General features: G+C 50.0%; 11 protein-coding genes and 1 other RNA gene. 2 read left to right on the plus strand and 10 right to left on the minus strand.

Features of this window, described 5'->3' with window-relative positions:
* Positions 1-19: 19 nt before the first annotated feature.
* A complete protein-coding gene (locus tag ACZ5PT_RS15965) occupies positions 20-454 on the minus strand; it encodes a Ros/MucR family transcriptional regulator (RefSeq protein ID WP_464264019.1) in 435 nt (144 codons plus the stop codon).
* 176 nt (positions 455-630) lie between these two features.
* Between ACZ5PT_RS15965 and ACZ5PT_RS15970 the strand changes: the two genes are divergently transcribed.
* Both ACZ5PT_RS15970 and ACZ5PT_RS15975 read left to right on the plus strand, forming a co-directional pair.
* The gene (locus ACZ5PT_RS15970) at positions 631-930 is read left to right on the plus strand and encodes a helix-turn-helix domain-containing protein (RefSeq protein ID WP_464264020.1); all 300 of its coding nucleotides are present in this window, start codon (positions 631-633) and stop codon (positions 928-930) included.
* Between the two features lie 86 nt (positions 931-1,016).
* The gene (locus tag ACZ5PT_RS15975) at positions 1,017-2,261 is read left to right on the plus strand and encodes an Arm DNA-binding domain-containing protein (protein ID WP_464264021.1); all 1,245 of its coding nucleotides are present in this window, start codon (positions 1,017-1,019) and stop codon (positions 2,259-2,261) included.
* Between the two features lie 102 nt (positions 2,262-2,363).
* Here the strand turns inward: ACZ5PT_RS15975 and ssrA are convergent.
* From ssrA to ACZ5PT_RS16020, 9 genes are all read right to left on the minus strand, one after another.
* Positions 2,364-2,714, minus strand: a transfer-messenger RNA (tmRNA) gene (gene ssrA / locus ACZ5PT_RS15980).
* An 81-nt stretch (positions 2,715-2,795) separates the two neighbouring features.
* Positions 2,796-3,251: an SsrA-binding protein SmpB gene (gene smpB / locus ACZ5PT_RS15985; RefSeq protein WP_464264022.1), complete on the minus strand. Its 456-nt coding sequence runs from the start codon at positions 3,249-3,251 to the stop codon at positions 2,796-2,798.
* Positions 3,241-3,717: a SoxR reducing system RseC family protein gene (locus ACZ5PT_RS15990; RefSeq protein ID WP_464264023.1), complete on the minus strand. Its 477-nt coding sequence runs from the start codon at positions 3,715-3,717 to the stop codon at positions 3,241-3,243. Before ACZ5PT_RS15990 ends, smpB begins: the two co-directional genes overlap by 11 nt.
* A gap of 43 nt (positions 3,718-3,760) precedes the next feature.
* Positions 3,761-5,032, minus strand: a complete 1,272-nt coding sequence (locus ACZ5PT_RS15995) for an amidohydrolase family protein (protein ID WP_464264024.1) — start codon at positions 5,030-5,032, stop codon at positions 3,761-3,763.
* A 19-nt stretch (positions 5,033-5,051) separates the two neighbouring features.
* Positions 5,052-6,716 (minus strand): pyridoxal-dependent aspartate 1-decarboxylase PanP, encoded by a 1,665-nt coding sequence (gene panP / locus ACZ5PT_RS16000; RefSeq protein WP_464264025.1) that lies wholly within the window; start codon positions 6,714-6,716, stop codon positions 5,052-5,054.
* Positions 6,717-6,764: 48 nt separating this feature from the next.
* Complete coding sequence (panC, locus tag ACZ5PT_RS16005; protein ID WP_464264026.1) at positions 6,765-7,610, minus strand: pantoate--beta-alanine ligase; 846 nt, start codon at positions 7,608-7,610, stop codon at positions 6,765-6,767.
* Between the two features lie 4 nt (positions 7,611-7,614).
* Positions 7,615-8,418, minus strand: coding sequence for a 3-methyl-2-oxobutanoate hydroxymethyltransferase (panB, locus tag ACZ5PT_RS16010; protein ID WP_464264027.1), 804 nt, complete (start codon positions 8,416-8,418; stop codon positions 7,615-7,617).
* Positions 8,419-8,692: 274 nt separating this feature from the next.
* A complete protein-coding gene (locus ACZ5PT_RS16015) occupies positions 8,693-9,274 on the minus strand; it encodes a flavin reductase family protein (protein WP_464264028.1) in 582 nt (193 codons plus the stop codon).
* 85 nt (positions 9,275-9,359) lie between these two features.
* Complete coding sequence (locus tag ACZ5PT_RS16020) at positions 9,360-14,123, minus strand: NAD-glutamate dehydrogenase domain-containing protein (RefSeq protein ID WP_464264029.1); 4,764 nt, start codon at positions 14,121-14,123, stop codon at positions 9,360-9,362.
* Between the last annotated feature and the right edge of the window lie 66 nt (positions 14,124-14,189).

A 14,189-nucleotide genomic window follows, 5' to 3' on the forward strand; every position in this document is an offset into this window, starting at 1 on the left:
ATCCATTATCGATCAAGTATTACTTTTTCTGGCCGCGAGCAGCTCTTGCTTTAGCTAAGCCAGCACCAAGATCTTTCTCTATAGCCATCTTCCTACGCGATTCAGAATAATCCTTAGAAGCCAGCTTAGTACCTGCTTTAATACCAAACTTTATACAATACTCTTTTGGGGTCATTTCATGTGCTGCTTTCAAGTGACGCTTCAGAGTTGTAAACGGTTTGCCACAGACCATGCAGAAAATCTGTTTTTTACCAAAAGCCTTACGCATTGAAATAGCTGGAGCATCTGCAACCACAACAGCATCTTCAGCAGTAGGGACAGCCTCCCCTTTTTCCATAGCAGCCAATGCTGCGTGCACCTCTTGAAGCTCAGCAATAAGCTCCTCTTTTGACATTGATGTTGAAGATGCATGTGAAGCTACGATCTCCGCTGCTAATTCTGTGATAGTCGCCAATGTGTTTTCCTTTTCTCAATAGATTAACCCTCCAGATAAATAAATTAACCACAACATTTACCTATTTTCAAGTAGTTAAAAGTTCGCTGAGGCGAACTCTTGGGAGAAAACTGGCAGAAATGTCCTTTTTCTACATCACCGTCAACAAACTCCTAAACATAAAAAGGAGTTAGAAGATGGAAAAAGAAAAGACAGAAGAAATGTTAACAATTGAAGAATTTTCAAAAAGAATGGGTATCAGTAGAACAACTACTTTTACATGGATAAAAAACAAGAAGCTGATACAGGGCAAGCATTACATCAAAATCAACAGAGTACTTAGAATCAATTGGAAAAGAGCAGTTGAACAGTTACTCGAAGATAACATTGATGAGACACCTCCCCCACTACCAGAACCAAAGCAACACAAGCCTGTAACACCAAAATTAATCAAAAAACAGCAAAACAATCAATCCGCAATCAACTGGGACTATTGATTTTCCCTGAGACCTAACCTACCCTTCTGTTACGGATAGAACACGAACAGAAGGGAGGTAATCCATGAAAAGAAGAGGATAAGTGTATGAAAAAAGGAAAAATTGTAAATTACGATGAACCAAAAGAATCAGGAAGCATAACCAAGAAGAAGAACTCAAAAAATCTTTACTTCGACTTCTACTACAATGGACATCGGATCGAAAAATCAACCCGACTTCCTGACACTCCAGCCAATCGACGTAGAGGCCGCTTGCAACTAGATCGGTTCATCCAAAAAATTGAAGACGGTATTTTTGAGTTTGCGGTAGCGTTTCCCGGAGCAACTGAAAAAGAGAAGGAAAAATTCACAAACCTAGAAGGTCAGATATACAATTCTGAACCTCAGAATGTCATCTTTGGCGACTATGCAAGATACTGGTTGGAAAACATTCTCGTAAACGCAACTTCTGAAGGGAAACAAGAAGATCACAGCGGCAGGGTGAATGGAAAAATTCTTCCTTATTTCGGAAACAAGACATTTAAGGAAATCAACCGCAATGAGATTGGAAAGTTTATCCGCCAATTAAATCATGAAAATGGGCCTAACATCGTGACATCGCTCACTAAAAAAACTATTCGAAATATCCTGACGCCTCTTAGCAACATATGGGAATCCGCTTGTGATGAGTATCAATGGGAACCTCGAAACCCCTTTCGAAATTTAGACGAATTCATGCCACAAGACCCAGAGCCAGCTCTCGATGAATTTGATGAGATGATCAAGGTATTTCGATTTGATGAGTGGATTGAAGTTATCAAAAATATGGACCCTCACTATCAGCCCACAGCGGAGTACATGATTATGACTGGAACGATAGCATCTGAAGTAGCTGGGCTTCGCACTATTGATATCAAGAACGAACATCTATTGGTTCGTAACTCTATTTCGAAAGGGCGCGAAAAAAACAGCCTGAAAAATAAGTATCGCTACCGTAGGCTCCCACTTACTAATGCGATACGAACACGTATCAATGCAGCGAAACTGCTATCAGCTGGGAGCTACCCGTTCAGAACCAAAACAGGCATAGAATTTAAGGAAGGTACATTCAGAAAAAATTACTGGATACCAGCTTTAAAGAAAGCCGGGGTTGATTACAAGACCCCATATTCGACACGTCATACTTTCGCGGCATGGGCACTAACAATCGGTATGAACATTGATCGCGTAGTCTCACTAATGGGACATGGATCAAGAAAGATGGTCTACGAAGTTTATGGTCAATACAGGGATGGGCTTGAGCAGGACAAAAAGAAGATTCTTGCCTATTTTGGGAAGGACTTTCTGGCTTAAAAACAACTTTCGCTAAGATATTATTAAAAATATCTTAGCGAAAGCCACAGCGAAAGAGACCCAGCAATAACAGCTAAGTAGTTGTTATTGCTGGGGTTTTGATGGTGGAGGTGGCGGGAATCGAACCCGCGTCCGAAAGCTTTCCACGTAAGGCTTCTACATGCGTAGTCTATGATTTAAATTAACCGAATCAAGCTCCCATAGACAGGATCTTTATCAGGCGAGTCTGCTTAAGTTTCGCAACAGAGCCACAGACACTCTCTGAAACTAGCCTGCTAAATTAACGTCTCTCCACCCACACAGGCGATGAATGGCAAGACGTAACAGCGTTAAGCTGCTAGTGCGTAACTAACGTCAGTGTCTGCGTTTAGTTAAGTTGGGCTTGTTACGGAGCCAGCCCACTCCGGCATGCGGCACTTCGTTTCCGTCCCCCGTCGAAACCTTGACACCCCCAATTCTTTAAAGTTGCTGGTTATCAACTATTTAGGAATTACTTCCTGAACCATTGTCTCACATTCACACAGCCTTGCCAAGCTATCGGAATGAGTTTTTCAACGCCTGGGCCATTTCACGATCGGCCTCTTTATTCTTTAACGTATGACGTTTGTCGTGCAGATTCTTACCCCGTCCGACTCCGATCTCAAGCTTGACGTAGTTCTTCTTAAAATAGATCTTGGTCGGGACCATCGTCATCCCTTTTTGCTCGGTCAGGCGGATCAGCTTATCAATCTCGGTATGATGTAATAGCAACTTGCGCTCGCGGGTTGGTTCGTGGTTCTCGCGATTACCAAAATCGTAGGGGCTGATGTTCATGTTATTGATAAACAGTTCACCACCCCTGATGCGGCAGAACGCCTCCTTCAGGGTCACATGGCCGGAACGAATCGATTTAACTTCGGTTCCGGTGAGTACGATACCGGCCTCGAAGGTATCATCGATATAGTACTCATGATAGGCCTTCTTGTTGGTGGCGACGATTTTAATGACCATGTTGCAGTGCGTCCGCTTGCGTGTCCGGCCGCGACTGGATTGCTATGATCCGCGGCATGAAGACTTCGCGCTTTATAGTGCGCGTTCCGATTTTAATACTGAGAAAAGTTCCGATCAAAAAAACGACCGCCATAAGGGCCGACAATAATGAAGGATCGATTCCAAACTCGCTATTTTCCCCGATCGTTTGGCCGATCAAGGCCCCGATCAATAACCCGATTATAGGCACAATGTAAAGCATAAACGAGGACTGGAGGAAATGTTTGGTGCTGGTCGCAACCTTAACCCGGTCGCCGACGTTGGCGCCGATGGCATTAAATGAGTCGACCAGCATCGACTCGCTGTCATCGCCAACATTACAGGAACCGCTGGACGGGCAATGATCGCAAGCGCTGTTGCGTTTACAGATCACAACTGCGATCTCTCGGCCTTTAAGCTCAACAACTGTCCCGTATTCTTCGATCATTCCGTCCCTCGGCCTGTCAGCCACAGTGTCTCAGTTAAAATTGTCAGTGAAGTCCAGACAACTGGGCACTGCCCTGATGATAAACCTGAACGATATCTTCTGTACAGCCGGAGGCAACCAGATAATCAAAAAGTTCGCTTTCCGCAACAGCGGCGGCCGGCTGCAATAGCTGAAAGCTGGCCGACTTGCCCACCGCTAAGTTCCCCAACCGATCAGCAACGCCCAGGGCATCTGCTCCCCCCTGGATGGCCATCCGTAACAGGGTCGGCGCATCCAGCAGGCCGGCAAACCATTGGTGGGCAAAGGCCAGCTCATCCCAGACCGACAGGCTGTCATTGCTGGCGAGGCTGTCGGTGCCGATGGCGAGCTTGACCCCGGCGGCGAGCAGTTCTGCAATCGGCGCCTTGCCGACCTTGAGGCGGGCATTGGAGCGGGGACAGAGCACCAGATGCATCTGCGCAGCGGCAAGCAGATCGATCTCAGACGCAGTTAACTGCACACCGTGAACCAGCAAGTTGCCGGGGAACAGGCCATTATGCTTTCGCAGATACTCTGCCGGCTGGCATCCGGAGGCTTGCGGTAGCAGATATTTCCAGCCGACCCGTGGATAAAAACTGGTCGCCAACTCTCCGCTGCTGTGGGCGACAAATTCCACCTCGGATGGCGATTCAGCCAAGTGTGTCGTGCACGGCAGCTTTTCCTGCTGACATTTCAGATAGATATCACTCAGGTAGGCTGCGCTGATACTGTACGGCGAATGCGGCGACAGCCCCAAACGGACCTGTCCGACCTGCCCTTCCGCCAGAACCGTTCGCAATTCTCGTTTAATTTTATGGATGATCGCCGGATCCTGGCCAAGACTTTCCAGAAACAGGACCCCCTGGATGGTCGTGCCACAATAGGCCTTGCGGCTGGGGTACTGCGAAAGGATGTCGCCAACAGCACCAGTTCCGGCGGCGATCGATCGCTCTATTCCGTTGGCCACAGAAAGGCTGTACTGTTTTGCATGTAGCGATCGTTTAACCCGGATCAGGCGCAAAATCCAATCAACAAAACTATCCGGATCCGCCAACTCCCCGGCATCCGCTGCCCACTGCGGAAAATCAGTTAACTCCAGATGGGTATGGGCGTTGACCAGCAATGGCGTCAAAATGGCATCGGGGAAAGTAACGATATCAACGGCGGGATTGGAGCGCTTGAGTTCAGCCAGAGTTCCAATTGCGGAGATATTTCCATCCACAGCGAGCAACGCCCCACCAATAATGGGCGGGGCGTCACCTAAAAATAAATACTTTGCGCTATAAATACGGACCAAATCTATTACCTGTTAAAAACTAACACGCCAGGCAGCTACAATCGTCGATCTCACTAAAAATCAGCTTGAGCGCCGCCATCAGGACCAGAATATCAACCTGCTGGATAATAGCACATTGCTCTTCCAGGACCGCAGTCAAAATATCCTCGGTGGTCAGAGGATTCGCCAATACGACCCGAAACACCGTCAGTGTTTGAGTATTGTAATGGATTGCCCGCAAGCGGGTGCGCGAAACAAATGTTTGCCCGGCTTCACGCTGCGATTTCTGCACCAGCCGAGTCACCTGATCAAGCAGAATATTGGCCTGTTCGACCTGCTCGGCAGTGCCATGCGCCATCGCGTCCTGCAACCAGGCAGGATTATAGCGATAGGTCATGATATTCAGCTCCGGTTCGGTCATCAACTCAAAGTCGGGGTGTTGGCGGACCTTTTCGGCAAACTGCCTGGCCCGCTCAATTCCCATATCGATCAGCAACTCGTAACCTTTGCGACCGATGATCGAAAGGCCGGCATGCACCAGCAGCGCCTTACCGGGGCGTGAGCCTTCCAGGGTGTGACTCCCCAAGTCCTTGGAGCCGTGGCGCAGGATATAAGCGGCATGATGTTCGATAGAGGAGAGGGCTGTCGGATCTTTGAAGACCACCATCCCGGCCCCCATCGGTACGTAGAGTTGTTTGTGCGCATCGATAGTCACGGAGTCGGCCCGTTCGATGCCGCGCAGCAGCGGGCGGTGCGTCTCGGAAAACAGCGTCGGTCCGCCCCAGGCGGCATCGACGTGGAAATGGCAGCCGACTTCAGCGGCAAAATCAGCCATCTCGTCGAGCGGATCGATATTACCGGTTTCGGTGGTGCCGGCGATTCCGACGAGCGCCAGCGGCCGGATGCCCTCTTCTTGCAGACGGGCATACTCTTGTTTCAAGTGCGCCATATCGATGCGATTGTGCGCGTCGGTATCAACCAGAACCAGATTATCCCGACCAATGCCGAGCAGATCTGCCGCTTTACCAAGGGAATAATGGCCACGCCGTGACACCAGCACGGCAAGACCGTTGCAGTCCAGATGCTGCAGAGCCTTCAGTAGCCCTTCCTGGGCAATCCCCTTGAAATTACCCTGGGGGGCACAGAGACGGTTGCGCGCGACCCACAAGGCGGTGATATTGGCGATGGTGCCACCGGAGCAGAAGGCGCCCAAGGCATATTGGCTTTTGTGAATCCATTGCGGGTAGAAATCATCGCTCTGGTTGTAAACCAGGCGATGCAGCATCGCCAGCACCTGTCGTTCCAGCGGCGTAAAGGCTTTGGATGTTTCCACCTTGACCAGATTCTGATTCAGGGCGGTCATAATTCGCGACAGAGGCAGCATAAAATATGGCAGCGCCGAGGTCATATGGCCGATAAAGGTCGGTGCGGCGGTGTGAACCGACTGGGCAACCAGTTTCTGTTTAACGAATTCGGTATATTCGGAGACGAAGGTCGGCTCTTCGGGAATCCGCGGATCGGCGAAATCCTTTTCGATTTCCTCCAATTCACGTTCAAGAGCAACAACATGCTCCTGCAAAAAACCGGTTACGTTATCGGAGATAGCTTGATCGATCGACCCCAGGGTCGAATCGGGAGCTTCCGGAACGGTAAAGATGCGATAGAGGTTCTCAAGGTTGGCCTGGGCCATTTCTTTCTTCGTCATAGGGTCACCGTAGGCGTGAAAGAGTCACCGTTTACAACACTTAAAAAATCAATCCAGCAAAAAGCTGTTGTCGATCAAGCGGGTCTTGTCGAAAAAAACCGCCAGCAACAGAACCGAATCGGCATCAACCTTGGCCTGTTCCGTCAATGTTAACTGGTGGCAAATTTTCAGGTAATCAATTCTGGCGTCTGGCTGTGCAGAAACTTCTTGTTTGACCGCAGTCATAATTTTAGCGCTAGCAACAACTCCCGCAGCGGCAAGCCGCTTTGCTTCTGCAAGCGAGCGGGACAGGCTCAGGGCCTGCTGACGGTGGTCTTCGCTGAGAAAGACATTGCGCGAGCTCATCGCCAGGCCATCGTCTTCACGATAAATCGGCAGACCGACAATTTCGACCGGCATATTCTGATCGAGGGTCATGCGCCGGATCACCGCCAACTGTTGGAAATCCTTGTTGCCAAACAGCGCGACATGCGGTTGGACGATATTGAACAGTTTTGTCACCACCGTCGTCACACCACGAAAATGTCCTGGTCGACTGGCGCCACAAAGGACCTCGGTGATGCCCTCAACATCGACATAGGTGGCATAGCCACGCGGGTACATGTCGCTGGCGGTCGGAGCAAAAATGATATCAACCCCGGCTTTTTCGGCGAGTTGACTGTCAAGCTGCAGATCACGGGGGTAATCCTCAAAGTCCTCGCCCTGCCCGAACTGGGTCGGATTAACAAAGATCGACAGCACCAGCAGGTCGCCGCGTTTGCGGCCCTCTTCGAGCAGCGACAGATGGCCCTGATGAAGAAAGCCCATCGTAGGAACAAAAGATATCCGCTGCCCTGCCGCACGGGCGGTCAGGGAGCGTTGCTGCATCTCGCCAACTGAAGTTATGGTTTGCATAGTGCTATTTAAAGGAATGGTCAATGGTCGGAAAATCTCCGCCTTTGACCTCTGAAATGTAGTCACTGATACCCTGCGAAATTGCCCCCGAAACGTCGGCGAAGCGCTTGACGAATTTCGGCGAGTACTTATCACAGAGGCCAAGGATATCGTGAATCACCAACACCTGGCCGTCACAATCAACTCCGGCACCGATACCGATGGTCGGAATATCAACCGCAGCCGTCACCTCTTTAGCCAGGTCGCGCGGGATCCCCTCCAGGACAATAGCAAACGCCCCGGCCTGTTCAACCGCCTTGGCGTCAGCAATAATTTTGCGGGCCTGTTCATCTTGGCGCCCCTGCACCTTAAAGCCACCCATACGATGGATCGACTGCGGCGTCAGACCGATATGTCCCATCACCGGAATGTCGATATCGACAATCGCGCGGATAGTTTCGGCCATATGTTCGCCACCTTCGAGTTTGACCGCATGCGCACCGGCGTCCTTGATCAAGCGACCGGCATTCAGACGTGCATCGGTAACACTGACCTGATAGGACATAAACGGCATATCTGTGACGATAACCGCCTGTTCACTCCCGCGTACCACAGCCCGGGTATGATAGACCATCTCATCCATAGTCACCGGCAAGGTGTTGTCGTATCCGGAAAAAACCGAACCGACCGAATCACCGACCAGTATGATGTCAATTCCGGCGCTATCCATCAATTTTGCAAAAGGATAATCATAGGCCGTCAGCACCGAAATTTTTTCCTGTTGGTGCTTCATGGCGCTGATATCAAGTATTGTTTTTCGCTTGTTCACCAGTAGTCCCTCAGCTTTTAAACAAAAAAAGCCCTTCGCAGCGAACGAAAGGCATTTATAAAACAGAAGCACAAAGCCTCTTGAGTGGAAACTAGCACCTTCCGTCCCGGTCTATGCAGATCCAGGCGGTATGTATAAAGAGCATACAGGCTAAACGGCTCCGGTACATGTCCCGGGCCACCTGTAATAAAGCGTTTACTGTATATCATTGCAGAGTTTTACTTGTCTAGCTCCTTTTCAACACTGCAGAACATTTTCTCATGAAAGCTGAAAGTTAGCTATCAGACAGGAGCCGCTTGCCGTCACTATAAGCCAGAGCACGTAGATTTCCTAGATCCCAGTACTGCCGGACGCCACCAAGGTAGACGAGCGGATCAAAGCGCCGGGCATCCATTTCGCCAGCCTCATCAAATGCCGTTTCTGCCGCATGAATTTGCACAATTTCTCCCAGCAGCAGACGGTAGTCGCCCAACTCAATCTCTTGCACCAGACGACATTCGACATTCAATGGTGATTCAGCCAGCAGCGGAACCTTAACCATTTGTGCTGGTTCAAGGGTTAAACCGGAAGTATCCAGCTTATTCTCATTGCGACCGCTGCGAATACCGCAGTAATCAGCTTCTACCGCCAAAGAGGCGGGCACCATGTTGACGACAAACTCTCGATTTTGACAAATATTCTCGTAGGTCTGTCGGCCTTTGTTCAACGAGACCGCGATCGTCGGTGGCGTTTTACTGACAATCCCGACCCAGGATGCCGTCATCAGATTGGTTGAGTTGTTGTCATCAATTGAGGTGATGATGGTTGTCGGTTGCGGGAAAAAGGTAACGCAGGGACCAAGTTGTCTTTTTTGCATGGCTAACACCTCCCAAATAGTGACGGGGCAGACGACCTTCTCGCCTACCCCGCAATTTATGCTTAGCTGTTTTACCGACGAAAGACTAACCGGCGAGGAAATTCTCCAGTGAACGCAACAAGACGGTAAAGGGGTGGAAATTACGCGGCATCTCCCCAGCCAGAGACTGCCGTAGACCTTCGAAAGTCCTTAACTTTTGACGCCGCTGAGCGAAAAAGCGCCGCGGATCTGTAGCATTATCAACGGCAACCTGCTGAACGATACGAACCATAACAGCATGCAATGAACCGAGTAAAGATTCCTTGGCTTGGCGGTCCCAACGATCACGCACCGGAACATGCTCTAGCATCTGCATGATTTCCTCTCCAGAAATTTTCTCTTCGACCAAGACCCGCATCCGCGCCAAATCTTCGAGGTTTTGATTTGAAACCTGCGCGATGAGAATCAAAGGCAAAAAGTCCGCAAGAAAATTTAGCTCGGCAAACTTCAACGCCATCTCTGCCGACAAACCATCAGCCATCAGTTGATCTCTTTTATCCTGGCAGAGCTGCCAGGTAGCTGCTGGGAGCACCGCAGGCAAGAGCTGAGAATATTGCAGCAGCTGATCCTTTACCCGCTGCAAATCGGCTTCGCCGGCAGGGAGTTCCATGCCATTATTAAGAGCGTAAGCACAGAAGGAAGCGAGCACTTCCTCAAGCTTCAGCAACAGCCCATACTGAATCACCGTCGGCATCTTGCAATCCTGAGCAAACACCGACTGCCGGAGATCATGCCCCCCGAGGATTGAATCGAAAACCAGATAAAAATTGGCAACCGTCACCTGGCTGCGTCCGGTCAACCGGCTCATGGTTTGGCAAAAAGTACTCCCGGCCTGATCGACAACACGGTTGGTCAACATGGTCGCAGTGATCTCTTTGGCCAACGGGTGGCGCTGCAAAGAATCAGGGTAGCGATCGATAACCTGCTGCGGGAAATAATCGAGCAGCAGATCATTGACAATCTTATTATCCGCCAGTTCGGTATCGAGCAACGCCCGATAAAGGAACATTTTACTATATGCCAACAGCACAGAGAGTTCCGGCCGCAAGAGGCTGTTCGGCTGCCGTGCAGAAACCTCTTTACGGGCAGGCAGGTACTCATCGCGGCGATCGAGCAAACCGGATCGTCCCAAGCGATCAATCAATTCCAGGTAAGGCTCAACATCGGTTTGGCAGCGGACTTCATCGAGAGAGATCGACAGGGTCTGCGTATAGTTGTTGCGTAGCACGTCCTGACAGACGGTTCCCTCCATTTCGTCGAGTAATTGATACCCCTGCTCGAGATCCTTGACCAGCCCCTCTTGACGTAGCACCTGCAGCAGAATTTTCAGATTAACCTCATGGTCAGAACTATCAACACCGGCTGAATTGTCGATGGCATCGGTATTCAGACGGCCTCCGTTTTTAGCGTACTCAATCCGCGCAAGCTGGGTCATCCCCAGGTTGCCACCCTCCCCGATGACCTTGGCCTGCAACTCCGTGGCATCGATACGTACGGTATCGTTAGCACGGTCACCGGCCTCTTCGTTCGATTCAGTGGTCGCCTTCACGTAGGTGCCGATGCCGCCATTCCACAGCAGATCAGCCTGCGCTTTAAGCAACAGCTTGATCAGGCCAGGAACATCGATGGTCTTATTCTTGACGCCGAGCCACTTCGCTACCTGTGGCGACAGAGGGATTTCTTTGAGCTGGCGTGAATAAATCCCGCCACCGACCGAAATCAATTCAGGGTTATAATCTTCCCAGTTGGAACGCGGCAAATTGAACAATCTTTCACGCTCTTGAAATGAACCTTCGGTGTCGGGGTCAGGATCGAGAAAGATGTGGCGATGATCAAAGGCAGCGAGAAGTTTGATTTTTCGCGATAACAGCATCCCGTTACCGAAGACGTCTCCGCTCATATCGCCGATACCAACAACGGTAAAGGGTTGCTCCTGGATATTGTGATCCATCTCGCGGAATAAGCGCTTAACGCTCTCCCAGGCACCGCGGGCGGTAATCCCAAGTTCCTTGTGATCGTAGCCATGCGAACCGCCACTGGCGAAGGCATCGCCCAACCAGTAGTTGTACGATTCGCTCACCGCATTGGCGGTATCAGAGAGATGCGCCGTGCCCTTATCGGCCGCAACCACCAAATAGGGGTCCTGATCGTCATAAGCAATCACCCCTTGCGGCTGCACGACCCCTTCACTGGTGCGGGTATCGGTCAGATCAAGCAAACCACGCATCAGGGTTTGATAGGCATCTTTGACAATATCGCCCATGATCTCACGATCGGAACTCTTCCTCTTGGTAACAAAGCCCCCCTTGGAACCAACCGGAACGATGACGGCATTCTTCGTCATCTGTGCCTTGACCAGGCCGAGCACCTCGGTACGGAAATCATCGGGACGGTCCGACCAACGGATACCGCCGCGAGCGACCTTGCCGCCACGCAAATGAACCCCTTCCATGGTTGCGGAGTGCACATAAACTTCATACAACGGCCGCGGCGATGGCATCTCAAGCACACCTAGCGAGCTGATTTTAAAGGAGAAAAAATAATCTTCCTGCTGATAACGTAAGTAAAAATTGGTCCGGACAGTCGAATCCATCAGGTTAAACAGGGTACGTAAAATTCGATCCTCGTTGGGATCGGCGACCTCTTCGAGCGCAGCGGCTAAATCCTGACGGATCGGGGAGAGGACATCTATTTCGCGGGTCATCTGATCCGACCAGGCATCGTTCGGCTTGAAGCGTCCTTCAAAATAGCGATAAAGCAATAAGGCGACGTTGGCATTATTGATCAGCGCAAAGGCGACCCGCCGCTTGGTAAAGGGACAGCCGAGCTGGAAATAATAATTACGGTAGCCGCGAAAAACGTCGATTTCCTTCCAGGACAAACCGGTTATCGGCAAGAGTCGGTGCAGGTAGTCATTTTCTACCCCCTGGGACTGCATCACCAACAAGGCTTCGACCAACAGCTCCTTTAACTCGCTAAAGGGAATCGATCCGACAGTATTGGGGCGGATGGCAAAGCTCTTAATAAAGACACGTTCATCACTGACGTTGAGAGAAAAATCGACCTCTTCGATAACACACAGATCGAGGTTCTCTAAAAACGGCATCAAATCATTCAGATAGCTTTCCTGCAGACTGTAATACTGCAGTCGATAAAAATCGTCCTGCTCATGGAAAGGTCCCCAGATATCGAAAGAATCCTGCTCTTCACGCAGTAACTGTTCAACATTCCGCACATCCCGCACAGCAAAACGCGGATGGGTCCGCGAGCGATAATCCTTGCTGAATGTCTTTATATAGCGTTCCCAGATATCGAAGGAATCGGCCGCATAGTTTTTTTCCAGCAAATCCCTGAATTTCAGGGTCCAGGGCAGAGTTAAGCGGGTCAGCCCCTGTTCCAACTGAAGCAGGTCAATAACGACTTTCTTACGCTGGATGCGTAGATTGACGTGCAGACTCAGATAATCAGACGACAAGTGAATCAGACGTGATTCAACAGCACAAGCCCTGAAATAGCGCTTGATGTAGTTTTCCATTCGGCTGATTTTCTCTGCCGCGTAAAACTCTTTCGGCATCGTCAGCAACAGAGTTAAACCCGATTCCGAAAGACTTGGCGCAACCACCACCTTAACCCCAGCCTGTCGATGCATCTGGGTAAAAGAACGGATCATCCGCCGCAGCTCGCTATCCGCCATCAGAAACAGTTCGATTTTAGGAAAGGTATTAATAATCTGAATGGTTTTTCGATAATTATGACTGTCGTGCGGGATATTAAGTTGCTTCTGCGCGGTCTCGATCCGCTCTCGAAGCGCCGGGATAGACGAAGTGCTCACATCCACACTTTGCTGAGTATAAAACCCCCAAAATGCATGTTCGTAATAATCACCATTTTCCAGCGGTTGACGAAATCCGAGATAGGATAATCGCTCAAAACGATGCAACGGGCAGCGCAGTTCGGTTTTTTCCAGCGCGACATCGCTACCATGGCCATGCATGTTGGTCACAGACGGGACCACCAGATCAACCGGCTGCATATGGACATCAAAGGGATGATCGTAGACTTCTTGTAAGCCGAGAGATTCTTCTTTAAGCTCGACAACCTCGTGCTCACTACCGATTTTGCTATAAAGATAACAGCGACTGGCGACCGGAATAAAATTATCTTCCTGCAACCAAAAGAACAAATCGGCAAATTTGTGCAGATTGGGAATCTGGGCAAGTTGGTTGATTTTCTGAATCGTTCTGCGCCGATATTGGCTGACCGTTAAAGCAGCGTCAATAATCTTCTCGACACCGTGTAACATCTCGTCAATAAGTCGCTTCGGAAATTGCTCAAGTTCGAGCCAGAGAAAAGACTCCTGATTGAGATCCTGGTTACCCTCTTCTACATGCTGCAGAACGCCATCGATCCGTTTGGTAGAGATAATCGGGTGGCAGATGACACGAAAATGCAGTGATCTGCGATGCAGAAACTCCTGAATGGAGGAGAAGATATGATTCGCATCAGGCGAGTTACTAAAGAGATAATAATGCCCGGGTTTATCCTGAGGCTGCAGAGCGACCTTGATTTTAGAGTCGCGCTGCAAAAGAAAATGACCGGCCTGACACAAGTCACTGGCGATCTGTTTGATGCTGATCGCTGCTAAAAAGTTTGCCGGGATTTGCTGGCGAAGGATTTCCCCCAAGGCACTAAATACAGTTAACGATTCAGATTGCCCCAAACGAAGCAGCTCCTTTTCAATGGCCTGCTTTTGCAGAGCGGGATCCTGCTCTCCCGTCTGCCGGCCACCTCGAGTCACGGTCACTTTCATAGGATGCTCCCTTAAGAGGATTTCCAAAATGAGATCAATATATTGTAACTGCTGACAGCATTGTCT

This window comes from Desulfuromusa ferrireducens (genome assembly GCF_055389805.1).